Here is a 24,661-nt window from a genome sequence, read left to right as displayed (position 1 = left end):
ACGCCAGACTCCAGGGGGCGCCCAGGCCCGAGCGCAGGTCGAGCACCCGCATGCCGGGCCCGTTCCAAGTCCGCTCCGGGTCACCGGGTGAGGTGCGCCAGCAGGGCGGCGGCGGCCGGGTTGGCGGGGACGGGCGCCCGGCCGGCCAGGACGACCGTCCTGGCCGGATCGGGCTGGCGGATGCGCACGGTCGGCAGCCCCTCCTGCTCGGCCACCCGCCGGGGGACGATCGCCACCCCGATCCCGGCGCGCACCAGGTCGACCAGCAGCCGGATCTGGGTGACCTCACAGGTGATCTGCCGGTGCAGCCCGCACCCGGCGGCCAGCCGGCGCACCGCCGTCTCCAGCCCGGTGCCGGCCTTGAAGTCCACGAACGGCTCCTCCGTCAGCTCCGACAGCAGGGCCCGCTCCGCGCCGGCCAGCCGGTGGTCGGGCGAGGTCATCAGCACCAGCTCCTCCTCCCAGGAGTCGAACACGGCCAGCCCCGACGGCAGCTCGGCGCCGTCGAGCGCCAGGTAGGCCAGGTCGAGCTCGCGGGCGAGCAGCGCGTCGAGCAGCCCCGCCACCGGGGCGTCGTGGACCGAGATCTGGATGCCGGGCCGCAGGCGGTGGAAGGCGGCCAGCTCGGCCGGCAGGTCGACGCTGGTGAGCGTCTGGATGGTGCCGATCGCCACCCGGCCGGTGGCCAGCCCGGACACCGCGGACACGGCGTCGGCGGCCGCCGCGGCGTCGGCCAGCAGCGCCCGCGCGGCAGGCAGGAAGGCGTGCCCGGCCGGGGTGAGGACCGGCCGCCGTCCGGTGCGCTCGAACAGGTCGGCGCCGAGCTCGCGTTCGAGCTTGCGGATGGACGTGCTGAGCGCCGACTGCACGATCAGCTCGGCCCGCGCGGCGGCGGTGAAGCTGCCGTGCGTGGTGACGGCGACGAAGTGGCGGAGCTGACGCAGTTCCATCCATCTACGATAGCGATGGCTGCCAGCGAGACGATGTGTTGGATCGATCAGTGCATGCCAGGACATCCTGGTCCGCATGGAACAACACGTCCCCGCCCTGTGGTCGGCCGCCTACTGCTCACGCCGGCCCGTCCCGGTCCGGCTCGCCGGGCGGGGGCTGCTGACGCTCCTCGACTTCGTCCGGGCGCTCGCCCTGGCCGACCACCGCACGTTCGTCTCGCACTGAGCACTGAGCACTGAGCAGTGAGCAGTGAGCGCTGAGCGCTGAGCGCTGAGCACTGAGCACTGAGCACTGCGGGCTGAGCGGGGCTCAGCCCGCGTTCTCCCGGTGCCGCAGGAGCAGCAGCGCGATGTCGTCGGTGTGCGGGGCGTGGTCCAGCAGCGTCCCGGCGACCTGCTGGAGCTGCTCGCGCGGGACGCTGGTCAGGTACGCCGCCAGCGTCCCGATGGCCTCGTCCAGGTCCACGCCCGGCGCCTCGACCAGCCCGTCGGTGTAGAGGGCCAGGACGGCGCCCGGCGGGAACGGCACCTCCACCGTGGCGTACTCGGCGTCGGCGTCGATGCCGAGCAGCAGGCCCGCCGGGATGTCGATGATCTCGGCCGGCATGTTGGGCGGGCGCAGCAGCGGCAGGGGATGGCCGGCGTTGGCCGCCCGCAGCGTGCGCAGGCGCAGGTCGAAGTAGATGAGCAGGCAGCTGGTGAACAGGTCGGTGTCCAGGTCCATGAGCAGCCGGTTGGTGTGCTGGAGCACGTCCCCGGGGCTGGCCCCGACGGCGGCGTGGGCGTGGATGGCGGTGCGCACCTGGCCCATGAGCGCCGCGGCCGTCATGTTGTGCCCCTGGACGTCCCCGATGACGGCGGCGGCGGTCGTCTCGTTGAGCCGGATCAGGTCGTAGAAGTCGCCGCCGATGCCGACGCCGCGGGTCGCGGGCACGTACCGGGCGGCCACCTCCAGGCCCGGCATGTCGGGCAGGCTGCCGGGCAGCAGCGAGGTCTGCAGGCTGTGGGCCAGCCGGTCCTTGGTGTCGTAGAGCAGCGCCCGGTCCAGGGCCTGGCCCATCAGCCCGGCCAGCGTGGTCAGCGTCGCGCACTGCTCGGCGGTGAACGGCCGCGCGTGGTCGAAGGCCAGCAGGCAGACGCCGAAGGTGTCGTCGGAGACGGTCAGCGGCAGGAAGGCCCAGGCGGCCATCCCGTCGTCCTGGGCGGTGTCGGGGAAGGCCCGGACCAGCTCGGCCCGGTCGGCGTAGAAGGCGGGCTCACCCGTCCGGACGACCTGCTCGGCGGGGCTGGGCGCGGCCAGCGTCTGGCCGTCGAACCGCTCCAGCACCTCGGGGAGGTAGCCGTGGGAGCCGACGATCCGCATCCGGCCGCTCTCCGCCCTCATGATCGCCATGGCCTGCGCCTTGAACACCGGCATGACGTGCTCGGCGATGAGATCGACGACCTCCCGGACGTTCAGCGCCCGGGTCATCGCCGAGGCCATGTGCAGGAAGTTGTAGAAGACGTCGGCCCGCGGCAGCCCCGAGTTGTCCGGCATGAAGGCGCGCGCGGGCCGCTGCGCGGACAGGTCGGCCCCCGAGGGGGTGATGCGCAGGCTCAGGCCCGTCGGGTCCGGGTGCAGGACGAACTCCAGCTCGTGGCCGTCCGGCCGGCGGGCCGAGCAGGAGGCGACCTGCTGGCCGACCACCGCCGCCCGGCAGCGGTCCTGGAAGGCCGGGTCCTTCAGCCACGTCGCCGTCTCCCACAGCGGCGTGCCCAGCAGCTCCGAGACGGTGGTGCCGAGCAGGCCGGCGGCGGCGGGGCTGGCGAAGGTGACGACGCCGTCCAGGTCGAGCGCGACGGAGCCGTCCCGCAGCCGGTCCAGGTAGCCGGCCGCGGCGACGGCCGCGTACGGGTCGGGCATCGGCGGCGGCACCGGGGTCAGCACCCGCGGCTCGCCCCCGGGACGCAGCGGACATCCGCTGTCGGCGGCCTGCTCCAGAATGGCCGCCAGGCGCTCGCTGGTGGCGGCGATGACCTCCTGCTCCGGCCCGCTCAGCTCGGCCGGCCGCCCCTCCGGCCAGAGCAGGATCCACGAGCCCCACATGCGGGAGTCGCTGTGCAGGGGCGCGGAGGCCGAGGCGAAGGCGTACGGGAAGGCCAGGGCCGTGCCCGGGAAGCGGCGGGCCAGCTCCTGCGCGGTCGGCACCCACACCAGCCGCCCCTGGCGCACGGCGGCGGCCACGGGCGCGCCGCCGTCCAGCCTGACGGTGGTCCATGGCTTGACGAGCTGCGTGGGCAGCCCGATCTCCGTCTCCATCACCAGGACCTGCGGGGAGCCGGTCAGGAGGTACACCGCGCCGATGTGCGCGCCGGTCTCACGGGCGGCCTGGGCGAGCTGCTCGTCCAGCGCCGAGGTGTACGGCCGGGTCCCCTCGTCGGCGTGGCCGCCCACGGACTACCTCGTTCCGTCCTGCGCTGACGTCGGCGCCGCGTCCCGTTGATCGCCCATAGGACAACTGTAGATATCCGTATTGGGGGTGATACTCACCGTTGCCGGATTCTGGCGAAGAGGAGGGACGAATATGAGCTTTGCGGCGGGCGGCCGACTCGTGGGGCCAATTGGCCGGAACGTGACAAAGCGGCGGGGTTCTCGGCCAGTTGATCGCTGTCTACACTCCGGTTCGGACGCCAACCCGCCCCGCCCACGGGGAGGGGAGGCGGTCCAGCTCGTCACCCACCGGGGAGGGTCATCGATCTCTCCGGCATGCGCGCGTGGGGGTGACATGACGTCCTCGGCCGGTCCGGCGGGTTCGTGCAGCTCCTCGGCCAGGAGGTCTTTGTGTTGTCCCGTTCGTTCTCATCCCGCTTACGCCGGTTGACATCGTTAGCCGTCGGGCTCGGTGTCGTGCTGACCATGAGCCCGGCCGTGGCGCGGGCCACGCCGGCCCCGCCCGGCAAATGGCGATCGGTGCCGCTCACCGGCGCCGAGGTGGTCGAGGGCGCCAAGTCCCCCACCGGCAAGCTCGCCAAGAGCGACGCCGCGCTGCTGAAGGTCACCTCGCCCGCGCCGGTCAACGTCATGGTCAAGCTGGACTACGACTCGCTGGCCGCCTACCAGGGCGGGCTGGCCGGGCTGCCGGCCACCAGCCCCGCCGTCACCGGCAAGGCCCTCGACACCAGGAGCGCCGAGGCCAGGAAGTACGGCACCCACATCCAGGGCGTCGAGAACGCCTTCCTCGGCGAGCTGGCCAAGAAGGTCCCCGGAGCCGTCGTCGGCCAGCGCGTCAGGACCGTCTACGGCGGCATCGCCCTGCGCGTCCCGGGCAACAAGGTGGCCGACGTGCTGCGGCTGCCCGGCGCGGTCGCCGTCCAGGAGGACAAGCCGCAGCAGCTGCTGACCGACTCCAGCCCCGAGTTCATCGGCGCCGACACCATCTACGGCAAGCTCGGCGGCAGCTCCTCCGCGGGCAAGGGCGTGATCGTCGGCGTGCTCGACACCGGCGCCTGGCCCGAGCACCCCTCGTTCGCCGCCGCCCCCGGCCTGCCCGCCCCCGGGCCCACCAAGGACGGCACGCCGCGCGTGTGCAACTTCGGCGACAACCCGCTGACCCCCGCCAGCGACCCGTTCACCTGCAACAACAAGCTGATCGGCGGGCAGCCGTTCATGGAGACCTACAACGCCGTCTACGGCGGCGAGGTCTACGGCGACAGCGCCCGCGACTCCAACGGGCACGGCACCCACACCGCCAGCACCTCCGCGGGCGGCCCGGTCGCCGACGCGAACCCGCTGGGCATCAGCCGCGGCCCGATCCACGGCATCGCCCCGGCCGCCGAGGTGTCGGTCTACAAGGTGTGCGGCGCGCAGGGCTGCTTCCCCTCCGACTCGGCGCAGGCCGTGGCGCGGGCCGTCCTGGACGGCGTACGCGTGATCAACTTCTCGGTCTCCGGCGGCAGCGACCCCTACAGCGACCCGGTCGAGCTGGCCTTCCTGGACGCCTACGCGGCCGGCGTGCTGGTCTCGGCCTCGGCCGGCAACTCCGGCCCCGGCGCCGGCACCACCGACCACCGCGGCCCCTGGGTGACCACGGTGGCCGCCTCCTCGCAGTCCAGGACGTTCCAGTCCACGGTCACGCTGTCCGGCGGCGGCGCCACGGCGACGATCAAGGGCGCGTCCATCACCGCGGGCCTGGCCTCGCCGCTGCCCGTCGTCCTGGCCTCGGCGCCGCCGTACTCGCGCGCCGCGTGCGACGTCCCGGCCCCTCCGGGGCTGTTCACCGGGAAGATCGTCGCCTGTGAGCGCACCCCCAACCGCGTGCTGAAGAGCTTCAACGTCCGGCAGGGCGGCGCGGCCGGGATGATCCTCTACAACGCCTTCCCGTTCGACGTCTTCACCGACGCCCACTGGCTGCCGTCCGTGCACGTCGACAAGCCCGAGGCCGACACCCTGCTGGCCTTCCTCACCGCCCACCCCGGCGCCACCGCCTCCTTCACGCAGGGCGCCAAGTCCACCTGGCAGGGCGACGCGATGGCGCACTTCTCCTCGCGCGGCCCCGGCGGCGACTTCCTCAAGCCGGACGTCACCGCGCCCGGCCAGCACATCATGGCGGGCATGACGCCGACCCCCGAGTCGCCGCTGGAAGGCCCGCCCGGCAACCTCTACCAGGTCATCTCCGGCACCTCGATGTCCGCGCCGCACGTCACCGGCTCGGCGGCGCTGGTCTTCGCCCTGCACCCCACCTGGACGCCCGGCCAGGTCAAGTCGGCCCTGGAGACCACGGCCAGGACCGCGGTCACCAAGCAGGACAGGACCACCGCGGCCGACCCGTTCGACATGGGCGGCGGGCGCATCGACCTGACCAAGGCCGGTGACCCCGGGCTGACGCTGGACCAGGACGCCGCCGGCTTCGTCGCCTCGGCCACCGACCCGCTCAACCGGATCGACCTCAACCTGCCCTCGGTGAACGCGCCCACCATGCCCGGCGTCATCACCGCCAAGCGCACCGTCACCAACACCACCGGCTCGCCGCTCACCTTCACCGCCTCCGGCACCACCGTGAGCGGAGCCGCCGTCGCCGTGCTGCCGCCGCTGTTCACCGTCGCGCCCGGCAAGAGCGCCAAGCTGAGCATCGTCGTCACCGCGCCCGAACTGCCCGACGGCCAGTACTTCGGCCAGGTCGACCTCAAGCAGGTCGGCGGCTCGCGCGCGCTGCACCTGCCGGTGGCCTTCTACCGCAAGCAGGGCGCGGTGCCGGTCGAGCAGACCTGCGCCCCGGACACCATCGCCAGGAACACCGGCGAGTCCACCTGCACCGTCACCGTGCGCAACACCACGTACGAGGACGCCGAGGTGACCGCGCTCAGCACCCTGGACGCCCGCCTGCGCCTCAACGGCGTCACCGGCGCCACCAAGGTCGGCACCCAGGTCGCCACCACCAAGGCGACGCTGGCCGCCACCCAGCCCGCCCGGCCGGCGATCGCGCCCGGCGCCGGACCGGCCGGCTACATCCCGCTGGACGCCTTCGGCGTCACGCCCACCCCGATCGGCGACGAGCAGGCGCTCAACTTCACCGTGCCCGCCTTCCAGTTCGCCGGACGCAGCTACACCCGGCTCGGCGTCACCTCCGACGGCTACAGCGTCGCGGGCGGTGCCACCGGCGACGACGTGTCACCGACGCCGCAGACGCTGCCCGACCCGGCCCGGCCCAACGGCGTGCTCGCCCCGTACTGGACCGACCTGGACGGCACCGCCGCGCCGGGCGTCCTGGCCACGATCCTGACCGACGGGGTCAACGACTGGCTGGTGGTGGAGTGGCGGCTGAACCTCTACGGCACCACCGACCTGAAGGTCTTCCAGCAGTGGATCGGGCTCAACGGCGTGGAGGACGTCAGCTACGCCTACGACCCGGGCAACCTGCCCGGCTCGCCGCCCGCCGGCTTCGGCCTGACGGTCGGCGCCGAGAACGCCGAGGGCACCGGCGGCGCCCAGATCTCAGGGCCGCCCACCCAGGATCTGGTCGTCACCAGCACGCCGGGGGCGCCCGGCGGCAGCCTGACGTACTCGATGAAGGTCAAGGGGGTCAGCGCGGGGGTCGGCAGGATCACGACCGCCACCTCGACCCCGCAGGTCAAGGGCATCACCGTCGAGGTGGACAAGATCACCGTCCAGTGATCCGCCGGTGGCCGCGGGCGGCGCACCCGCCCGCGGTCACCGCGGCACGGCTTCCGGCCGAGGTCCTCCAGGCCGGCGCCAAGTGCGTCGCAGGTCGTTCCCAGGTCTGCGCCAAGGGCGTTCGCCGAGCATGGGAGCTGTCACCCGGACCACTCTGACAGGAGACGGACATGCCGACTTCCACCACCGCTGTCCCCGCCGGACGGGCGCTCGGCCCGGTACTGCTCGGCGGGGTCGGTGTCCTGCTCGCCATGGACGTGATCGGCGCCCTCATGGCGGTCGCCGCCGGGCTCAACCCGACGTTCCTGGACGCCCTCGGCCCCCAGGCGCGGCTGTCGGCGCCGCTGCCGATGATGGCCGCGCAGGTCGTGCTGGCCGTGGGGGCGACCCGGAGCCGCCGTGGCGTCGCGATCCCGGCCGCCGCCCTGCTGGCGGTCGCCGGGGTGCTGGCCTTCGTGTCGGGGTTCTACGACGGCGGTTACGCCGCCGAGCTCACGGCCGGGCAGCGGGTCTACCAGATCGCCCTGGTCTCGGCGCACCTCGCGGTGGCCGTCGTGGCGGCACTCAGGCTGGCCAGACTGCTCCGCCGGCCCGCGCGCCCCTGACGTCGCCCTGAGGGGCGTCCTAGTGGGCGGCCTCGTACTTCTCGACCACCGAGGCGGCGATGCGGCCGCGCTCGCTGACGGGCAGGCCGTTGGCCTTGGCCCACTGCCGGATCTCCGAAGACTTCTCCCGGCTCAACGCGCGGCTGCCGGTGACGGCCGCCCGGCGCCCGCGCCCACCGCGATCCACGCGAACAGGACGAGCCTTCACGATGAAGGGCGCCAGTGCTTTCCGCAGCGCGTCCGCCTTCTCCTCATGAAGGTCAATCTCGTAGCTGCTGCCATCGAGTGCAAAGACGACGGTCTCATGAGCCTCCCCACCGTCTACATCGTCGATGAGAATCTCTTGAATCTGCTTAGCCATGGTGGCACTCCATGCTCGATACGGTTGTTGCGTACTGTAGCGCCCTTCAGTAGCGTGCGGGCAACTTAGCTCGGCCCGGCGCCGGTGAACGCGGAGAACCCGCCGGGCACACCGCCTGTCAAACGCATTTCAATCGCGGCGGGAACCGGCGCGTGCCCGGGGTGTCACGGCGGCCGCCTTGCCCATCTCACCTGGGAATGCCCGCGTCATGTTCCAGGTCGCGGGGCGGGCGGGTGGTCGCCGCGGACCCGGGGCAGCCCGGCGCGCGCACGCGGAGGAGGCAGCCGCGGGAAGGCGGCGGCCGTGGCGGTGCGCAGCTTATCGAAGATGAATTCAAAGGTGTGCTTCAATGTCTCCGCGCCGCTCCCGCGTGCGCGCCGCCGTCGCTTCCCGGCTTCGGCACACGGTTTTCCGGCGCCCCGCGAGCTGTGCGCCGGGCGGGGCCCTATGGCGTCAACTCCGGGCGGCCCGCAGAACTGCGAGTAGCGAATGGACGGGCCCGGCCGCCTTCTGTCCCTTTATTTCCGGCCGATTTATCGTCGGTGGAACGGGCCGGGGCGCGTGACAATAGGCCCATGCGCTACCTGGATGCGGCGGACCCGCTGGCGGTGTCGGCGGCGGCGGCCGTGCGGCTCGGCGACCTCGACGGCGTACGGCGTCTGCTGGCCGGGCATCCCGGGCTGGCCCGCGTCCGGCTGGGTGAGGCGGGCGGGGTGTCCCGGACCCTCCTGCACGTCCTCACCGACTGGCCGGGCCACGTGCCGGGCGGTCCCGCCCTGGTACGTGAGCTGGTGGCGGCCGGGGCCGAGGTGGACGCCCGCTTCGCCGGCCCGCACGCCGAGACGCCGCTGATGTGGGCCGCGAGCTGCGACGACGTCCCCGTGCTCGACGCCCTCCTGGACGCCGGAGCCGACGTCGAGGCCACCGGCGCGGTGATCGGCGGCGGCACGGCGCTGTCGGACGCGTGCGCCTTCGCCCAGTGGGACGCCGCCCGCCGCCTCGTCGAGCGCGGCGCGTCCGCGCGGTTGTGGGAGGCCGCGGCCCTCGGGCTCATGGACCGCGTCGCGGCGGCGTTCGGGGCCGGGACGCCGTCGCGGGCGGAGGTGACACAAGGGTTGTGGGCGGCCTGCCACGGCGGGCGGCAGCAGGCCGCGGCGTTCCTCCTGGAGCGCGGCGGCGACCTCGGCTGGGTGGGCTACGACGAGCTCACCCCGCTGGACGCCGCCCGCCGCGCCGGCGCCGACGACCTGGCGTCCTGGCTCACGGCCCGCGGCGCCCGCCCGGGCCCCCGGCACTCCGCCGACTGACAGTGCACAAGCCCCGGCACCTCGCCGGCACCCCGTCCGCACCCCGTCGGCCAGGCCGGCGCCCCGCCGGCCGGGCCCTGCTCAGGACCCCGTGTCGCGCGTGGTCTCGGTGGCGCGGGTGAGGAGGGCGCGGCGTTCCTGGTCGCTGTGGGCGACGGCGGCGGCCCGCCGGAACAGCGCCGCCGCGCGGGCCGGGTCGCCGTCGCGGGCGGTGAGGTCGGCCTCGGCGGCGATGGCCAGCGGATGGCCGTCGAGCTCGGCGCGGGAGCGCTCCAGCAGCGCGAGCCCGGCCCGCGGCCCGTGGGCGTACCCGTGCGCGACGGCCCGGTTCAGCTCCACCACGGGCGTGGGGTGGAGCAGGGCCAGCTCGTCGTAGCAGCGGGCGATCCGCGACCAGTCGGTGCCGGGCAGCGACGACGCCGTGGCGTGGCAGGCGGCGATGCGGGCCTGGAGCCCGTACGGACCGCCGCCCTCGACCGCGGCCAGCAGGGTGAGCCCCTCGCCGATCGCGGCCCGGTCCCAGCGGGAGCGGTCCTGCCGGTCGAGGGGCACCAGGTCGCCGGCGGCGTCGCGGCGGGCGTCGCGGCGGGAGTGCTGCAGGAGGAACAGCGCCAGCAGCGCCGTCACCTCCTCCTGCTCGGGCATGAGCCGCCGCAGCAGCCGCGCCAGCCGGATCGCCTCCTCGGCGAACGCGGGCTCGCCGCCGGCGTCGTACCCCTGCGTGAACAGCAGATAGAGGACGGCCAGCACCCCGGGCAGCCGCTCGGCCAGCGCCGACCCCTGCGGCACCCGGTACGGGATGCCCGCCTCGGCGATCTTCCGCTTCGCCCTGGTCAGCCGCCGGGTCATCGCCGACTCGGTGACCAGGAAGGCGCGGGCGAGGTCGGCAGTGGGCACGCCGCAGATCGTCCGCAACGTCAGCGCCACCCGCGACTCCAGCGCCAGCGCCGGATGGCAGCACGTGAAGACGAGCCGCAGCCGGTCGTCCACGACCTCCTCCTCCCGCCCGTCGCCGGGCCCGTCCTGGACGGTCAGGGCGAGCGCCGCCAGCTCGGCCAGCTTGCGGCGCTCGATCGAGACGCGGCGCAGCGCGTCGATCGCGCGGTTGCGCGCCACCGTCATGAGCCAGCCGCCCGGGTTGGACGGCACGCCCTCCTCCGGCCACCGCCGCACGGCCAGCGCCAGCGCCTCCTGGGCGCAGTCCTCGGCGAGGGTCCAGTCGCCGGTGACCCGGATGAGGGCGGCGACGATCCGCGGGTACGCCTCCGCCGCCGCCTCCTCCAGGTGCCGTCTCACTGCTCGAAGTCGGCGAACGGCCGCAGCTCCAGCCGTCCGTGCCGGGCCATCGGGTGGCTGCGGGCGACCTCGACCGCCTCGTCGAGGTCGGCGCATTCGAGCAGGTCGAAGCCGACGATCACCTCTTTGGTCTCGGCGAACGGCCCGTCGGACAGGACCAGCTCGCCGCGGCGCACCCGCACGGTGGTGGCGGTCGACTCCGGCGCCAGCACCGCGCCGCGCACCCGCCGCCCGCGGGCGTCGTTGTCGGCCACCCACGCCTCGATGTCGGGCAGGTTCTCCTGGTCGGTGTCGGGCTCGGTGTCGGTGCAGACGAACATCATGTACTTCATCTCGCGCTCCTCGGTCGGACTGGCGTCTCACCATGGTGACGAACGGCACCGACGGAACCGGACGGCGTCCCCGAGATTTCTTTTCGCGCAGAGAGAAGGTCAGGCCGACACGGCGCGGCGCGCGTCCAGGCGGCCGGCCCCGCGACGGGCCCGCAGGTCGAGGGTCAGCAGCGAGCCGAGCCCGGTCTGCTCCAGGACGACCTCGTCGCAGAGCTGCTGGATGACCCACAGGCCGTACCCGTGGGAGGCGGTCGGGTCGAGGCGGGCCGAGGCCAGGTGCTCGTGGGTGAGCCGGCCGGCGACGTCGAGGATCTCCACGACCACGCCGCCGGCGTCGCCGCGGGAGGTCACCATGCCCGTCCGGCCGCCGTGGTCCAGCACGTTGGTGACCGCCTCGTTGACCGCCACCACCAGGTCCTCCAGCCGGTCGGCGGGCAGCCCGCAGTGGCGGCCGTGGACGCGGATCAGGTCCCTGATGAGGGCAAGGTCAGTGCTGATGGGGCACTGGAGCTCGAACTGAAGGGTCATGATCGTCTCGCGTGGCGGGGTCGGATGGGGTGGCGGGCCAGTCTCCAGCTTTCCCTCCGGCGGCCACTCAAACGTGTACCGCCGCCGTTCGCAAGTCGGCGGCATGAGGGACGCAGGACCGGGTAGCGCCATAAGTGCAGAAACTTCCGGCACGCCCACGGTCCGAGACGAACCCGGAGGCTGACGAATGCGGCATGGCGACGGCGACCAGAGCACGGGCATCGACCATCGCAAGGTAAGCGGCCAGATCGCGGGAAGCGGCGGCGGGCTGGGCAGGGCCGCGCTGTGGCCGGCCTCGGTGCTGACCGCGGCGGTGACCGCCGACCTGCTGCGGCGCCGGTTCGCTCCGGCCCGGCTGCGGCTGGCGGAGGCCGCGAGCGGGCTGCTCGAACGTACGGGTGTGCGCCCCGCCAGGCCGCGCCTCACCGACCGGGAGCGGCTGGACCGCCAGTTGCTGACCTGGCGCCAGGCCCATCCGGAGACCCCGTGGCCCACCGGCCGCATGGGCCCGGCCGGCACCGGCGGCGGCTGACCCGGCCCTCCCGTGACGGAACCGCGGGCGCCCCGGAACAACCGGGGCCCCGTAGGGCCTGCGGGCGCCCGCGTCAGGTAGGGCCTCGCGGGGGCTGCGCGCCCGGGTCAGGTAGGGCCGGCGGCGCTTCGGCGGGCCGTCTCGGCGATCGCCTGGAGCGCGTCGAGGTGCCCGGCCAGCGCGCGGCGGCCCTCCTGGGTCAGGGAGAGCCACGTGCGGGGGCGCTTGCCGACGTAGCCCTTGCGCACGTGCACGTAGCCGGCCTCCTGCAGGGCGGAGACGATCCGGCTGACGCTGGCGTCGGAGATCTCGGCGTAGTCGCGGACCGCGGCGAACTCCGCCTCCAGCGCGCCCGACAGGAACGCCATGACGGTCAGCCGGGTGGGGTGCTGGATGACCTCGTCCAGCCGGAGATCAGCGGTCATGCCGGTCCAGTGCCGTGACCGTCCACAGCGCGGCCCCGCCGAGCACGGCGGCGCACGCCGCGCCCGCGCCCTGCCCGAACGGGATGGCGGCGAGCCAGCCGAGACCGTAGACAGCGGCGGGGGCGAGCTGGTTCGTCAGCCGGCGGGGGAGCGGGCCGCCCGGCATGGTGACGACCCCGCCGCGGCTGATCACCGCCGCGTGCACGGCCAGGAAGGCCACCAGAGCCACGATCCCCGCCGCCAGCACCGGCGCCTGCTGTGCCCAGGGCCCGGTGAGCAGCCCGAAACCGGCCGCGAACAGCAGCCCGCGCGCCGGGGCGAACCAGCCGGGAGCGGCCGGCCGCGAACGGGCCGCCGCCCGCGCCGCCTCGGCCGCCCGCAACGCCTGACGGGCGGCGTGGGCGTCGACGTGATCGCGCATCGGACCTCCTCGGTAGAAGTACTTTCACCGTAGCATCTACTTTTGTCTCGCAAAAGTAATTCGAGACCTCGGCCAAGGCCGGGAGCGACCTGGCTCACGGGCGGACGTGGCAGACCCTGTGCTCGGAGACCCCCGCCGAGCCGCCTACGCCTGGCCCGCGTGCAGGTGGGAGCGCTCGCCATCGTGGTCGAAGATGGTGAGCAGCTCCACGGGCCCGTCGTGGGCGCCGACGGCGTGCGGGGTCATGGTGGAGAACTCGGCCGCGTCGCCCGCCGGCACCAGGACGGTCCGCTCGCCCAGCAGCAGGAGGGCCGTGCCGGACAGGACGGTGAACCACTCGCGTCCGGGATGCGCCTGCGGTTCGAGCGGCCGGTCGGGGGTGATGCGCATCTTGGCCACCGTGACGCCGTGCAGCGAACGTTCCCGGGACAACAGCCACACGGTCATCCCCGGGTGGTCGCAGGGCAGCGGCCGGATCACCACGTCGTCGTCCTCGGTGGACTCGACGAGCTGGTCGAGCGTCGTGCCGAGGGCCCGCGCGATGGGGACGAGCTGGTCGAGCGCGATGCGGCGGTGGCCGGTCTCGATGCGGCTCAGGTTGGACGGGCTCAGCCGGCACCGCGCGGCCAGGGCGTCGAGCGACCAGCCCCGGGCCAGCCGCAGGCCGCGGATGCGCCGCCGGACCACGGCGTCCAGGTCGACTTCTTGCGTCATAGGCAAGAGTGTATGCCGCACACGCACGAGCCCCCTACGGTGAAGCCATGGAAGCACACGGACATCCCCACCACGGACATCACCCGCACGACGATCACCATGGCGACGAATCAGCCCTGGCGGACCTGCTCGACCTGGACGCCGAAGTGCTCGGGCCGTTCCTGGACGAGCTGACCGCCTGGGTCGCCGAGCAGGCCGACCGCACCCCGCGCACGGTGGCCGACCTGGGCGCCGGCACCGGAACCGGCACGCTGGCCCTGGCCCGGCGGTTCCCCGCCGCCGAGATCGTCGCGGTCGACCGGTCCCCGGTCATGCTCGACCGCCTGCGCGCGGCGGCGCGCGGCCAGGGGCCGGGGGAGCGGGTGCGCGTGCTCCAGGCCGACCTGGACGCGGCCCTGCCGCCGCTCGGCACCCCGGACCTGGTGTGGGCGGCGGCGTCGCTGCACCACGTCGAGGACCCGGCGCGGCTGCTCCGCGAGGTGCACGCCGCGCTGCCCCCCGGCGGGCTGCTGGCGGTCGTCGAGATGGACGGCATGCCGCGCCTGCTGTCCGACGAGGACGGGGCGGCGCTGGAGGCGCGCTGCCGGGAGGCGCTGGCGGGCAGCGGCCCGGACCCGTACCCGGACTGGGGGCCGGTCCTGGCGGCGGCCGGGTTCGAGGTGACCGCGCGGCGCGACTTCCCGATCGAGGTGCGTCCGGCGCCGCCGGGGGCCGTCCGCTACGCGCGGGCGGTGCTGAGCGGCTACCGGTCGCGGTTCGCCGGGCGACTGGCCGCCGGCGACCTCGCCGCCCTCGACCGGCTGCTCTCCGCCGACTCGCCGGAGTCCCTCCGCCACCGCGACATCGTCGTGCGCGGCACCCGGACCGCCTGGGCGGCCCGCCGTCCCTGACCCGCCTCGCCCCCGGACCGATACGTTGGGGTGCGTGACGACTGCTCCTCTTGGCACCCCCCAGGTCGTTCGTCCGGACGCGTCCAGGCTCGCCTGGCTGGACGCCCTGCGCGGCATCGGCGCCCTCGCCGTCGTCGGCGAGCACCTGACCACCTGGGCCATGCCCTGGCTGCGCCCGACCTTCTTCAACCTGGGCGTGTACGGCGTCCTGGTGTTCTTCCTGGTCAGCGGCTACATCATCCCGTCGTCACTGGAACGGCACGGCGACGTGCGGGCCTTCTGGATCGGCCGCGCCTTCCGCCTATACCCGCTCTACCTCGCCGTCATCGCCGTGGTCCTGGCCCTGTCCTGGTGGATCCCGGTGCGCGCCGAGGTGCCCAGGGACGCCTCCTCGGCCGCGGCGCACGCCACGATGCTGCTGGACGTCGTCGGCGTCGCCGGGGTGATGAACACGATGTGGACGCTCTCCTACGAGATGGTCTTCTACCTGATGGTCACCGCCCTGTTCGTGACCGGCGTCCGCGACCGGCGCGGCCTGGTCGCCGTCGCGTTCGCGGTGACCGCGGTCGTGGCGGGCCTCGCGCTGAGCGCGGCGCCGCTGACCGGCGGCTGGCTGTCGTGGGCGTCGTTCGCGGTGTTCGCCGCCGGGCTGGCCGGCGTCGTCTCCGGCCGGCTGCGCACCGTGGCGGCGTGCGCGCTCGGCGTCATGGCCCTGGCCCTGCTGCTGCTGAGCAGCCGCGTCCCGTGGTTCGGCGCGGCGATCCTGGCGGTCATGTTCACCGGCACGGCGATCCGCCGGTGGGAGAGCGGCCAGGGCTCCCTGTGGCCGGTGGCCCTGGCCGCCTCGCTGGTGACGGTCGCCCCCGTCTGGGCGCTCAGCGCCGGGTGGTGGTGGGTGCAGCCGGACGTGTGGGGCACGACCGTCGTCCTGGCCGGGCTCACGTTCGCGGCCGGTCTGGCCTGGCGGGGCCGCCGGGTGCCCGCCGTGCTCACTTGGCTCGGGCTGATGAGCTACTCCCTCTACCTGGTGCACCTGCCGGTGCTGCTCGTGGTGATGGAGGTGGCGGGGGAGATGCGCTGGTCGCCGCTGCCGCTGCAGATCGGCGTCAGCGTGCTCTTCCTGGCTCTCGTGCTGCCGGGCAGCCGGCTGACCTACCGTTTCCTCGAACGCCCGATGCAGCGGCTCGGCCGCCGCCTGACCGCCTCCTAGGAGCTCCTACCGGCGCGGGTCGAGCACGAGCTTGCCGGTCGTACGCCGTTCCCTGAGCTCCGCGTGCACCTGCCGCACCTCCGACATCGGACGGTCGCCGCCCACGACCACCCGCAGCTCGCCCGCGATCACTTGCGCCGCCATCTCCGCGTACGCCCCGGCCAGGACGGAGGGCCGCTGGAAGGCGTTGAGCAGCCAGAAGCCGCTGACGGTCGCCGAGCGGGGCTGGAGCGCGCGCGGCGAGACCGGCTGCGGCTCCACCCCGCCCGCCATCCCGTAGAAGGCGAGCCGGCCGAACGGCGCCAGCGCCGCCAGGCTCTGGTCGGTGACCCGGCCGCCGGTCATCTCCAGGACCACGTCCACGGGCTCGCCGCCGTTGGCCGCGCGCAGCGCCGCGGTGAGGTCGTCGGCGGCCGGGTCGACGGCGGCGTCCGCGCCCAGCGACAGGGCGAGCTCCCGCTTGGCGGGCGTGCTCGCGGTGGCGATCACCCGGCCCGCGCCCGCCGCCTTGGCGAGCTGCACCGCCAGCGAGCCGACGCCGCCCGCCGCCGCGTGCACGACCACGCTCTCCCCGGCCTGGACCCGGCCGGTGTGACGGACCAGCCACCACGCGGTCAGCCCCTGGGCCAGCAGGGCCACCGCGGCGACGTCGTCGAGCTCATCGGGCACCGGGAAGGCGGACGCCTCGGGGATCGCGGCCTTCTCGGCGTACCCGCCGCGCTCCAGCATGGCGGCCAGGCGGCGGCCGTCGGCGGTCCTGCCGACGACCTCGCCGCCCGGGACGACCGGCAGCGTGGTCGCGGCCAGGTAGGCGTTCTCCCGCATCAGCGTGTCGGCGAAGTTCACGCCGCAGCGCGAGACGTCCACGACGACCTGGCCGGGGCCGGGCCGCGGCTCGTCCACCTCCCGCACCCGCACGACCTCGGGGCCGCCGAACTCGGTGATCTGCACGGCTCGCATGGCAACTCCAATGGGATCCAGTTTCAATTGGTACTGAGTACCATATGGGACGCCGTCCATAAGCGCTAGACTGGGCCCGTGACCGAGCCCTCCCTGCGCGCCCGCAAGCGACAGCGAGCCCGCGACGAGATCATCGAGGCCGCCTACCGGCTCTTCGCCGAACGCGGCTACGACGAGGTGACGGTCGCCGACATCGCCGAGCGCGCCGAGGTGGGCCGCACCACGTTCTTCCGCTACTTCGGCGACAAGCAGGAGGTCGTCTTCGCGGGGGAGCACGACTGGCTCGACGGCCTGGCCGCCCACCACCGCGAGCTGCGCGGCGACCGCCCGCCCGGCCTGCCCGAGGCGCTCGCCCAGGTGCGCGAGCTCACCCTCGCCCTGTGCGCCAGGGCCACCCTCGACCCCGGCCGCTACGTCCTGCGCGAACGGCTGATCGCCGACCATCCCGAGCTCGGCGACCGCACGGCGCGCAAGCAGCGCCGCTTCGCCGAGACGATGACCGAGATCCTGCGCGAGCACGGCGCCACCCCCGAGACGGCGGCCCTGGCCCCGCAGCTCGCGCTGGCCTGCTACACCGCCGGCCGCGCCGTCGCCGGCGACGACCCGGCGGCGCTGGCCCCGAGCGTGGCCGCGGCCTTCGACCGGCTCGGCCTCCTCCCGCCCGCCGCCTGACCCGCCGCCCGGCCCCTTCGCGCCCGGCTCAGCGCACGTGCACGCCGATCAGGCAGGTGTCGTCGTCGGTGTCGGAGTTGCAGTGAGTGAGCAGGTCGTCGAGCCGGTGGTCGAGGGTCGCGGCGGTGCGCGAGGCGACGGCCAGCAGCCGGTCCTGGGCGTGGCGCAGGTTGTGGTCGCGCCGCTCGATCAGGCCGTCGGTGTAGAGCAGCAGCGTGTCGTCGGCCTCCAGCTGCAGCCGCCCCTCCTCGTAGACGGCGTCGGCGAACGCGCCGAGCAGCGGCCCCTTGACCATCGGCAGCTCCGTGCCCTGCGCGCCGCGCAGCAGGATCGGCGGCAGGTGCCCGGCCCTGGCCCAGCGCAGGACGCGGGTGGCGGGGTCGTACAGGCCGCAGATCGCGGTCGCCGTCATGCGGTCGGCCAGGTGGCGGGCGACCAGGTTGAGCCAGCTCAGCAGCCGGGCCGGGCCCGCCCCGGTGGCGGCCAGGCCGCGCAGCGCGTTGCGCAGCACCACCATGCCCGTGGCGGCCTCGACGCCGTGCCCGGCCACGTCGCCCACCGACAGCAGGATGCGCTCCGACGGCAGCACGACCGCGTCGTACCAGTCGCCGCCGACCAGGTCCTCCTTCTGCGCCGGACGGTAGCGGACCGAGATGCGCAGCCCGAAGGAGTCCATGTGGCCGTGCGAGGGCGGCATGATGGCGTGCTGGAGCTGGAGGGCCAGGCGGTTGCGGGCGGCGGACTGCCGTTCGGTGTGGGCCAGCCTGTCGCGGGTCACGGCCAGCGCGACCTCCGTCCAGTGCTGGGGCGAGACGTCCTGGTAGGCCCCCCGCAGCGCGGCCAGCCGGCCGTCGGGGGCGAACACCGGCTCGGCCACCACGCGCAGATGGCGGGCCACCCCGTCGGGACGTTCGAGCCGGAACGCCGTCGCGGCCGGCCGCCGGTGATGCAGCACCGTGCGCAGGAAGAGGCCCACGGCCACCTCGTCGTCGCGGTGCACGTGGTCGCGCAGGCGCTCCAGCGGGACGGGCCGGGCGTCCGGCGGCAGGCCGTACAGGGAGAACATCTGGGCGTTCCACGTGATCTCGCCGGTGAGCGCGTTCTCCTCGAAGCCGCCGATCCGGCCCAGACGCTGGGCGTGCTCCAGCAGGCGGGCCTGGGCGTCGTGGTCGCGCCGGACGAGCAGCACGCTCCCGCCGTGGCGGGTGATGCTCACCTCGGCCGTGGAGGCCGCGGTGAAGGGCATGTCGGCGGCGCGGAACGGCTCGCCGGTGGCGTGCACGTGCTCGATCCTGGCCAGCAGTTCCCCGGCCGCGAACGGGTACGCCTCCAGCAGCAGCCCGCCCGCCCGCACCGCCGACGACGCGTTGGCGTGGTGGACGCGGAAGTCGGCGATGTGCCCCTGCGGGTCGAGGTGCGGCACCAGGACGAGCGCCGGGTCGGACATGGAGTCGGCCAGGGCGGCCAGCTCGGCTAGGGCGGCTCCGGCGCGCGCGGGCGGGCCGGGGGAGTTCAGGGTGAGGGCGCACAGGTCGGCCAGCGCCTCGATCTGCCGTTCCATCCTCGGCGAGGGCTCGGGACAGTCGCCCGGCCAGCAGATCTCCAGGACGCCGAGCACCCGCCCGCCCAGCCGGGCCAGCGCGGTGACGCGGCCGCCGGTCAGCTGGTGGCGGCCGATCGAGGGTGGCCCCTGCGCGGTGTGCCACAGCGTGCGGCGTTCGATCAGCGTGCTGGTGGCGGGCGTGACCAGGCCCGGCGGGACCTGCCGCCACAGCCCGGCCTCCTCCGCGCCGAAGCCCGCGTGCCCGGCCAGCGTCAGCGACGTGTCCGGCCCGGCCGCCCACACCGCGACCGCCGTCGCGCCGATGGGCAGCAGGGCCGTCTCCAGCACGGCGTGGGCCGCCGCCTGCACGTCCGTGGCGCCGAGCGCGGCGCTCTCGGCCGTGCGCAGCCGCACCGCGGCCTCCGCGTGCCCGGCGGGCGGCTCAGGACCGCCGTCGAGCCCGGCGGCGCCGGTCAGGGACGCGTCGGCGATGGGGTCGTCGGCGGCCCGGTTGACGACGTCGGCCGCCAGCTCGGCCTGCGACCGCCCGGTCCTGGCCGCGAGCGTGGCGAGCTGGTCGGCGGCCTGCGCGGGGGCGCAGCGCAGGCGTTCGACCAGGATGCCCTTCGCCAGCTCGACCAGCGCGCGGTCGTCGGCGGCGCGGCGGACCTCGTGCAGCTCGGCGCGCAGGCGTTCGACGGTCGCGGCCAGCCTGGCCAGGCCCGTCTCCTCGGCTGAACTCCCCATGGCGCGACTCCTCACCGCGTCGCCTGCGCCCAGACGCCCGCTAGCCCCGAAGTTAGCCGAGAACGCCCCCGCGCGCCGCCCGTCACACGGAACGTTCCGCGGCGGCCTGGGCGGCGGCCACCGCCTCCTCGACGGTCTCGTGCACGGGGAGGTGCCCGAGCACCCCGGTGATGTCCAGCAGCCGGGCGGGCAGGGGCTGCACGGCGGCCAGGCGCACCGCGCCCGACCTCCTGAGCTGGTCGGTGGCGAAGGCCAGCAGGACGTGCAGGCCCGAGCTGTCCACGAACGGCACCCGGGCCAGGTCGAACACGACCTGGTGACCGGGCTCCGGACGGTCTTGGAGAAAGCTCTCGAACTGGGCGCGGTTGGTGGCGTCGAGCTCGCCGGACACCACGATCACGGTGACGCCCGGCTGCTCCCGGCGCAGGAGCGTCAGCGGTGGCATCGCGGCCGCCCACCGCGCCCCGGACGCGACGCGACCGGCGGCGGAGGGGCGCCGCCCGGCGCCCGGTGATGACCGGCCCCGGCGGAGGCCGGGTGTGTCGAGAAGCCGCGTCCCGCGGGGGGCGGAGCAGTCACGCAAGCAGAATAGCCTCCCGGGGACGCCGGGGACATCCCGTCAGTGACCGTGACCGTGACCGACGAACGCGCCCGCCGGCCGGCCGGGCGGGACGAGAGCGAGCGAGATCACCGCCGCCACCCCCGCGACGACCGCGCACAGCACGAGCCCCGAGGTGAAGCCGCCGGCCCCCGCGCCCGGCACCAGGCTGGACGCGGCGACCGTGGACGCCACGGCCACGCCGATCGAACCGCCCAGCTCGTGGAAGGTGTTGATCACCCCGGAGGCGACGCCGTTCTCGCCGGGCGGGACGTTGGCCATCGTCGTGGTGGTGGCGGTCACGAACGCCGGCCCGATCCCCACGGCGGCCAGCACGAACCCCGGCACCAAGGTGGTGAACGCGCCCGCCTCGGGGGAGACCCGCGTCATCAGCGCGGCTCCCGCGGCGGTCAGCAGGAACGACGCCACGGCCACCGGCCGGCCCCCGACCTTGCCGATGAGACGGCCTCCGAGGTGCGCGCCGAGCGTGATGGCGACGGCGACGGGCAGGAACGTGAGCCCGGTCCGCAGGGGGCTGTAGCCCAGGACGTGCTGCAGGTAGAGGGAGCTGAGGAAGAACAGGCCCAGCATCAGCCCGGTCGCGACCAGCATGACGAACGCGCCCGAGACGACGGGACGCCTGGCCAGGGTCTCGACCCGCATGAGCGGCGCCCGTACCGACCGCTCGACCAGCACGAACGCGACATAGGACAGGGCGGCCCCGCCCAGCGGCAGCACGGTTCCCGCGGCGCCCCAGCCGCCGTCGCCGGCGGAGACCAGGCCGTAGATCAGCAGGGCGGTCGCCAGCGTGACGAGCAGCGCGCCGCCGACGTCGACCCGGCCGCCGCGCGGGGCCCCGTCCTCGACACCGTCCTCGATACCGTCCTCGACGCGGGCGGGGACGACGCGGGGGACGGCGGCCAGCACCAGCAGGCCGACGGGGACGTTCACGTAGAACACCCACATCCAGCCGGGGCCGTCGGTCAGGACGCCGCCGAGCAGCACGCCGATCGCCGCGCCCGAGCCGCCGATGGCCGCCCACACGGCGAGCGCGCGGGCCCGGCGCTCGCCGTGGAAGACGGTGGTGACGACGGCCAGGGCCGCGGGGGACAGCAGCGCCGCGCCGACACCCTGGACGGCCCGCCCGGCGATGAGCGTGCCGCCGTCGCCGGCCAGGCCGCAGACGAGCGAGGCCGCGGTGAACAGCGCCAGCCCGGCCAGGAGCGTGCGGCGGGGGCCGAGCGCGTCGGCGAGCCGCCCGCCGAGGACCATCAGGCCGCCGAAGCACAGCGTGTACGTGGTCACCACCCAGGTCAGCGCCTCCCGGCCGAGCGCGAGGTCGGCGCCGATGGTGGGCAGGGCCACCTGGACGACGGTGATGTCGATGATCAGCATGAACTGCGCCAGGCACAACAGCGCCAGCACCGCCCAACCCTTGCCCTGTGCGGGCGCGGCAGCCCGCGTCCCGACGTGATGAGTCATCCCAGGTCTCCTTAACTTGTACACTGGTGTTCAAGTTAAGCACAGCAAAACGGTACGCCGGTAGGGTGTCGCGGCGACCGACCGGCTGGGAGCAGCCCCTAGGGGAGAGGTCAGGCGGGGGAGGGCGAGGTGAGGAGGGAGAGCATGGTGCGGATCAGGACCGGCTCGACCTCCTCGGCGGCCAGGCGGCCGGCCTCCCGTTCCTGGGCCGCGCTGTGGATGATCGCGAAGAACGTCGTCACCAGCCACTCCAGCGGCAGGTCGGTGCGGAAGTCGCCGTCGTCCTGGCCGCGGGCGATCAGGCGCTCCACCCGGCGCAGCGGGCGGTCGTGGTGCTCGCGGATGCGCTCGGTGGGCAGCACCCGGTCGGCGGCCACGAAGAGCCGCCGGTGCCGGTCGAGGATCTCCCACGACGAATGCAGCAGCCCGGCCATCGCCTCCGGCGCGGGAGCCGTGTCGAGGGCCTCGTCCTCCAGGATGGCGTCGGCCAGCCCGACGGTGTGGTCGAGGACGGCGTCCACCAGGGCCTCGCGGGAGGGGAAGTGCCCGTACAGGGTGACCCGGCCGACGCCGGCGGCCTTGGCGATCTCGGCCACGCTCGCGCCCGGGTCGGCGCTGAGCAGCCGCGTCCCGGCTTCCAGGATGGCGGCGATGTTGCGTTCGGCGTCGGCCCGCCGGGCGGGGACGGGCTGTCGGGCGGCGGCGGTCTTCCCCATGGGCACCAGCCTACGACGCCCCCGGCCGAAGATCGCCGCTGCCCTCGGCGCGTCACCGGCCCCTCAGGGCGGTGGTCAGAGGGCGAGCGCGTGGTCCAGCAGGGACTGGAGGGTGACGGCTCCGGCGACCCGGCCGTCCTCCACGATCGCCACCAGCGGGCTGCGCGTGCGGGCCATGAGCGCCGCCAGTTCGAGCACCGTGGCCTTCATGTCCGCCACCGGCAGCTCGCGCGGCTGCTCGGGCAGGCACTCGCGGACGGTACGCGTGCCGAGCCGGCGCAGGAACAGGTCGGCGTGGGCCTCGTCCACCACCCGGGCCAGGGCCGGGTCGTCCTGGCAGTAGGGCGGCACGGCCAGCCGGAGCACCTGCGTGCCGGGGAGGATGCTGTGGGGGCGGCCGTCGTCGTCGATCACGATGAGGCCGGGCAGGTCGCGCTCGGCCAGCAGCCGGGCGGCGTCGAGCGCCGACGTGTCGAGCGTGACCGCCGGGAACTCCGTGACGAGATCGCGTGCGCGCATGGGTGATCATCCTCCGGCCCACAGCCTAGCCAACCCCCCTCCCGCCCCGCGAAGGCCCCGGGCCCCCGTGGCGGGTCAGGAGGGGAGACGCAGGTGGCCCGGCGGGACGTGCGCGGTGAGCCAGACGCCGTTGTCGCTGCGCAGGAAGAGATGACCGGCGGCGTGCATGTCCCCGGCGGCGACCGCCAGCACCACCGGCCTGCCCCTGCGCGCGCCCACCCGGACGGCGGTCTCCCGGTCGGGCGACAGGTGCACGTGGTGGCGGCTCATCGGCCGCAGGCCCTCCCGGCGGATCGCGTCCAGGTTGCGGGCCACCGTCCCGTGGTAGAGGTACGCGGGCGGCTCCAGGGCGGGCAGGCCGAGCTCGACCGGCACGGAGTGGCCCTGGCTGGCGCGGATCCTGCCGTCCTCGATCGCGTAGCGCCGCTTGTCGTTGGCCTCCACGACCTGGCGCAGCTCGTCGGGGGTGATCGGGAAGTCGTGCGCCGCGGCGGCGGCCAGCAGGTCGTCGACGGCGACCCAGCCGGCCGCGTCGAGGGCGAGCCCGATGCGCTGCGGGTCGTGGCGCAGGTGGCGGGCCAGGTACTTGGAGATGCGGATCATGCGTCGTTCGTCCATGGGGTTCCCATGGTGGCAGCGACGGGCGGGCGCGGTCAGCTGGTTTGTGCCCGTACGAGATCCTCGCCGACGGGCGTGCGGCCGTAGAGGACCGAACGGCCCGCCCGCACGCGGCCGACCAGCCCCGCGTCGAGCAGCACCTTGAGATGGCGGCCCACCGAGCCCAGGCCCTGGCCGGTGAGCGCGACGAGCTGCGTGGTGCTCTTCGGGGTGTCCAGCAGCACCAGCACGCCCGCCCGCGCCCCGCCCAGCAGCCGGCCCAGCGCCTGCGGCGGGGGCGGCGGGCCGACGTCGGCCAGCGGCCCCGAGCACGGGTAGACGATCGCGCAGCGGCGGGAGCCGTGCCAGCTCACCCAGCCCTGGCGCGGCGTGACCGGCACGAACATCAGCCGGGCGCCCGCCAGGTCCCGCGGCGGGTGGTCGTAGGCGTTGATCTGCAGCCGTCCGTCGCCCAGCCAGCGCAGGCCCGGACGCATGCCGTCGAGGGCCGCCGCCCAGCCGCCCCGGCCCAGCCGCGCGGCGCGGACGGTGACGTCGGCCTCGATGATCCGGCGGCGCCGCGGCCAGGCCGGCAGCACGGTCTCGCGCCACACCCACTCCAGCCGGGCGGCCATGCGTGCGGGCAGGTCGTCGCGGCGCAGCACGGCGGGCACCGGGCCGCCCAGCGACTCGACCAGGTCCTCCCGCGCCTGCTCGGGCGGGGTGTCGCGGACGCTCGCCACCTCCTCCTCGAAGGCCGCCTCGCCCTCTCCCTCGGGCGTGGGCGTGAGGAAGGTCGCGTTCCACGTACGGCCCAGCGCGGCGCGGACGAGCAGCGCCGTGACCGGGTCGGCGGCCTGCTCGGCGCGGTAGGCGGGCAGGTGGGCGGCCAGCCAGGCGTCCTCGCCGGGATGGGCGGCGACGGCGCGGTCCAGCGTCTTCAGCGCGGCGATCGTCTCGGCCAGCGGCGACAGGACGAACCGGCCGTCCGCGAGCGTGTCCGCGTCGACCTGCCAGAAACCCACCACGTCCTCCTCGCCCCGCGTTGTTTCGCGGGTGGGCGAAACAGTAACGCCTGCCGCCGCCGGTCGCGAAGACTGCCGTC

At 74.6% G+C, this 24,661-nt stretch carries 25 protein-coding genes; 8 read left to right on the top strand and 17 right to left on the bottom strand.

The window, feature by feature from the left end; genetic code table 11:
- Nucleotides 1–80 precede the first annotated feature (80 nt).
- Nucleotides 81–950 carry a LysR family transcriptional regulator gene (locus ABT158_RS06145; RefSeq protein WP_352351433.1) on the bottom strand — a complete coding sequence of 290 codons (870 nt, stop codon included), beginning with the start codon at nucleotides 948–950 and terminating at the stop codon, nucleotides 81–83.
- A gap of 76 nt (nucleotides 951–1,026) precedes the next feature.
- Between ABT158_RS06145 and ABT158_RS06140 the strand changes: the two genes are divergently transcribed.
- Nucleotides 1,027–1,176 carry a hypothetical protein gene (locus tag ABT158_RS06140; RefSeq protein WP_352351431.1) on the top strand — a complete coding sequence of 50 codons (150 nt, stop codon included), beginning with the start codon at nucleotides 1,027–1,029 and terminating at the stop codon, nucleotides 1,174–1,176.
- Nucleotides 1,177–1,260: 84 nt separating this feature from the next.
- Here the strand turns inward: ABT158_RS06140 and ABT158_RS06135 are convergent, their stop codons facing one another.
- On the bottom strand, nucleotides 1,261–3,384 hold the full coding sequence (locus ABT158_RS06135) for a SpoIIE family protein phosphatase (RefSeq protein WP_352351429.1): 2,124 nt from the start codon (nucleotides 3,382–3,384) through the stop codon (nucleotides 1,261–1,263).
- 462 nt (nucleotides 3,385–3,846) lie between these two features.
- Here ABT158_RS06135 and ABT158_RS06130 point away from each other — a divergent pair, with 462 nt between their 5' ends.
- A complete protein-coding gene (locus tag ABT158_RS06130; RefSeq protein ID WP_352351427.1) occupies nucleotides 3,847–7,101 on the top strand; it encodes a S8 family serine peptidase in 3,255 nt (1,084 codons plus the stop codon).
- Between the two features lie 170 nt (nucleotides 7,102–7,271).
- Nucleotides 7,272–7,706, top strand: coding sequence for a hypothetical protein (locus ABT158_RS06125; RefSeq protein ID WP_352351425.1), 435 nt, complete (start codon nucleotides 7,272–7,274; stop codon nucleotides 7,704–7,706).
- A gap of 19 nt (nucleotides 7,707–7,725) precedes the next feature.
- Here the strand turns inward: ABT158_RS06125 and ABT158_RS06120 are convergent, their stop codons facing one another.
- Nucleotides 7,726–8,067 (bottom strand): histone-like nucleoid-structuring protein Lsr2, encoded by a 342-nt coding sequence (locus tag ABT158_RS06120; RefSeq protein WP_352330153.1) that lies wholly within the window; start codon nucleotides 8,065–8,067, stop codon nucleotides 7,726–7,728.
- 575 nt (nucleotides 8,068–8,642) lie between these two features.
- Here ABT158_RS06120 and ABT158_RS06115 point away from each other — a divergent pair.
- Nucleotides 8,643–9,374, top strand: a complete 732-nt coding sequence (locus ABT158_RS06115; RefSeq protein WP_352351423.1) for an ankyrin repeat domain-containing protein — start codon at nucleotides 8,643–8,645, stop codon at nucleotides 9,372–9,374.
- A gap of 81 nt (nucleotides 9,375–9,455) precedes the next feature.
- Here ABT158_RS06115 and ABT158_RS06110 read toward each other — a convergent pair whose 3' ends face one another.
- The 3 genes from ABT158_RS06110 to ABT158_RS06100 all read right to left on the bottom strand — a co-directional run bounded on the left by ABT158_RS06110 (nucleotide 9,456) and on the right by ABT158_RS06100 (nucleotide 11,530).
- Entirely contained in the window at nucleotides 9,456–10,670 is a 1,215-nt protein-coding gene (locus tag ABT158_RS06110; RefSeq protein ID WP_352351421.1) for an RNA polymerase sigma factor, read from the bottom strand.
- Nucleotides 10,667–11,002 carry a YciI family protein gene (locus tag ABT158_RS06105; protein WP_352351419.1) on the bottom strand — a complete coding sequence of 112 codons (336 nt, stop codon included), beginning with the start codon at nucleotides 11,000–11,002 and terminating at the stop codon, nucleotides 10,667–10,669. Before ABT158_RS06105 ends, ABT158_RS06110 begins: the two co-directional genes overlap by 4 nt.
- Before the next feature lie 99 nt (nucleotides 11,003–11,101).
- Entirely contained in the window at nucleotides 11,102–11,530 is a 429-nt protein-coding gene (locus tag ABT158_RS06100) for an ATP-binding protein (protein ID WP_352351417.1), read from the bottom strand.
- Nucleotides 11,531–11,717: 187 nt separating this feature from the next.
- Here ABT158_RS06100 and ABT158_RS06095 point away from each other — a divergent pair, with 187 nt between their 5' ends.
- Nucleotides 11,718–12,062, top strand: a complete 345-nt coding sequence (locus tag ABT158_RS06095; protein WP_352351415.1) for a hypothetical protein — start codon at nucleotides 11,718–11,720, stop codon at nucleotides 12,060–12,062.
- A 107-nt stretch (nucleotides 12,063–12,169) separates the two neighbouring features.
- Here the strand turns inward: ABT158_RS06095 and ABT158_RS06090 are convergent, their stop codons facing one another.
- The 3 genes from ABT158_RS06090 to ABT158_RS06080 all read right to left on the bottom strand — a co-directional run bounded on the left by ABT158_RS06090 (nucleotide 12,170) and on the right by ABT158_RS06080 (nucleotide 13,622).
- Entirely contained in the window at nucleotides 12,170–12,487 is a 318-nt protein-coding gene (locus ABT158_RS06090) for a transcriptional regulator (protein WP_352351413.1), read from the bottom strand.
- Nucleotides 12,477–12,908: a hypothetical protein gene (locus ABT158_RS06085; protein ID WP_352351411.1), complete on the bottom strand. Its 432-nt coding sequence runs from the start codon at nucleotides 12,906–12,908 to the stop codon at nucleotides 12,477–12,479. Before ABT158_RS06085 ends, ABT158_RS06090 begins: the two co-directional genes overlap by 11 nt.
- 144 nt (nucleotides 12,909–13,052) lie before the next feature.
- On the bottom strand, nucleotides 13,053–13,622 hold the full coding sequence (locus ABT158_RS06080) for a helix-turn-helix domain-containing protein (protein ID WP_352351409.1): 570 nt from the start codon (nucleotides 13,620–13,622) through the stop codon (nucleotides 13,053–13,055).
- Nucleotides 13,623–13,669: 47 nt separating this feature from the next.
- Between ABT158_RS06080 and ABT158_RS06075 the strand changes: the two genes are divergently transcribed.
- Both ABT158_RS06075 and ABT158_RS06070 read left to right on the top strand, forming a co-directional pair.
- Nucleotides 13,670–14,512 (top strand): class I SAM-dependent methyltransferase, encoded by an 843-nt coding sequence (locus tag ABT158_RS06075; RefSeq protein ID WP_352351407.1) that lies wholly within the window; start codon nucleotides 13,670–13,672, stop codon nucleotides 14,510–14,512.
- Between the two features lie 34 nt (nucleotides 14,513–14,546).
- Nucleotides 14,547–15,722, top strand: coding sequence for an acyltransferase family protein (locus ABT158_RS06070; protein ID WP_352351405.1), 1,176 nt, complete (start codon nucleotides 14,547–14,549; stop codon nucleotides 15,720–15,722).
- 6 nt (nucleotides 15,723–15,728) lie between these two features.
- Here the strand turns inward: ABT158_RS06070 and ABT158_RS06065 are convergent, their stop codons facing one another.
- Nucleotides 15,729–16,682, bottom strand: coding sequence for a quinone oxidoreductase family protein (locus ABT158_RS06065; RefSeq protein WP_352351403.1), 954 nt, complete (start codon nucleotides 16,680–16,682; stop codon nucleotides 15,729–15,731).
- Between the two features lie 78 nt (nucleotides 16,683–16,760).
- Here ABT158_RS06065 and ABT158_RS06060 point away from each other — a divergent pair, with 78 nt between their 5' ends.
- Nucleotides 16,761–17,354, top strand: a complete 594-nt coding sequence (locus ABT158_RS06060; protein ID WP_352351401.1) for a TetR/AcrR family transcriptional regulator — start codon at nucleotides 16,761–16,763, stop codon at nucleotides 17,352–17,354.
- A gap of 28 nt (nucleotides 17,355–17,382) precedes the next feature.
- On the opposite strand, the gene ABT158_RS06055 is transcribed toward ABT158_RS06060, so the two are convergent.
- The 7 genes from ABT158_RS06055 to ABT158_RS06025 form a co-directional block, all read right to left on the bottom strand.
- Nucleotides 17,383–19,644: a SpoIIE family protein phosphatase gene (locus ABT158_RS06055; protein ID WP_352351399.1), complete on the bottom strand. Its 2,262-nt coding sequence runs from the start codon at nucleotides 19,642–19,644 to the stop codon at nucleotides 17,383–17,385.
- An 82-nt stretch (nucleotides 19,645–19,726) separates the two neighbouring features.
- Entirely contained in the window at nucleotides 19,727–20,089 is a 363-nt protein-coding gene (locus ABT158_RS06050; RefSeq protein WP_352351397.1) for an STAS domain-containing protein, read from the bottom strand.
- A gap of 174 nt (nucleotides 20,090–20,263) precedes the next feature.
- On the bottom strand, nucleotides 20,264–21,724 hold the full coding sequence (locus ABT158_RS06045) for an MFS transporter (protein ID WP_352351395.1): 1,461 nt from the start codon (nucleotides 21,722–21,724) through the stop codon (nucleotides 20,264–20,266).
- A 110-nt stretch (nucleotides 21,725–21,834) separates the two neighbouring features.
- Nucleotides 21,835–22,440, bottom strand: coding sequence for a TetR/AcrR family transcriptional regulator (locus ABT158_RS06040; protein WP_352351393.1), 606 nt, complete (start codon nucleotides 22,438–22,440; stop codon nucleotides 21,835–21,837).
- A 75-nt stretch (nucleotides 22,441–22,515) separates the two neighbouring features.
- On the bottom strand, nucleotides 22,516–22,959 hold the full coding sequence (locus tag ABT158_RS06035; protein ID WP_352351391.1) for a CBS domain-containing protein: 444 nt from the start codon (nucleotides 22,957–22,959) through the stop codon (nucleotides 22,516–22,518).
- A gap of 75 nt (nucleotides 22,960–23,034) precedes the next feature.
- On the bottom strand, nucleotides 23,035–23,577 hold the full coding sequence (locus tag ABT158_RS06030) for an RNA 2'-phosphotransferase (protein ID WP_352351389.1): 543 nt from the start codon (nucleotides 23,575–23,577) through the stop codon (nucleotides 23,035–23,037).
- A gap of 35 nt (nucleotides 23,578–23,612) precedes the next feature.
- Nucleotides 23,613–24,581 (bottom strand): ArsR/SmtB family transcription factor, encoded by a 969-nt coding sequence (locus ABT158_RS06025; RefSeq protein WP_352351387.1) that lies wholly within the window; start codon nucleotides 24,579–24,581, stop codon nucleotides 23,613–23,615.
- Between the last annotated feature and the right edge of the window lie 80 nt (nucleotides 24,582–24,661).

It is taken from the genome of Nonomuraea sp. NPDC001636 (genome assembly GCF_040298265.1).
Classification (GTDB): Bacteria; Actinomycetota; Actinomycetes; order Streptosporangiales; family Streptosporangiaceae; genus Nonomuraea.
This window is presented reverse-complemented; position numbering and strand designations above follow the sequence as displayed.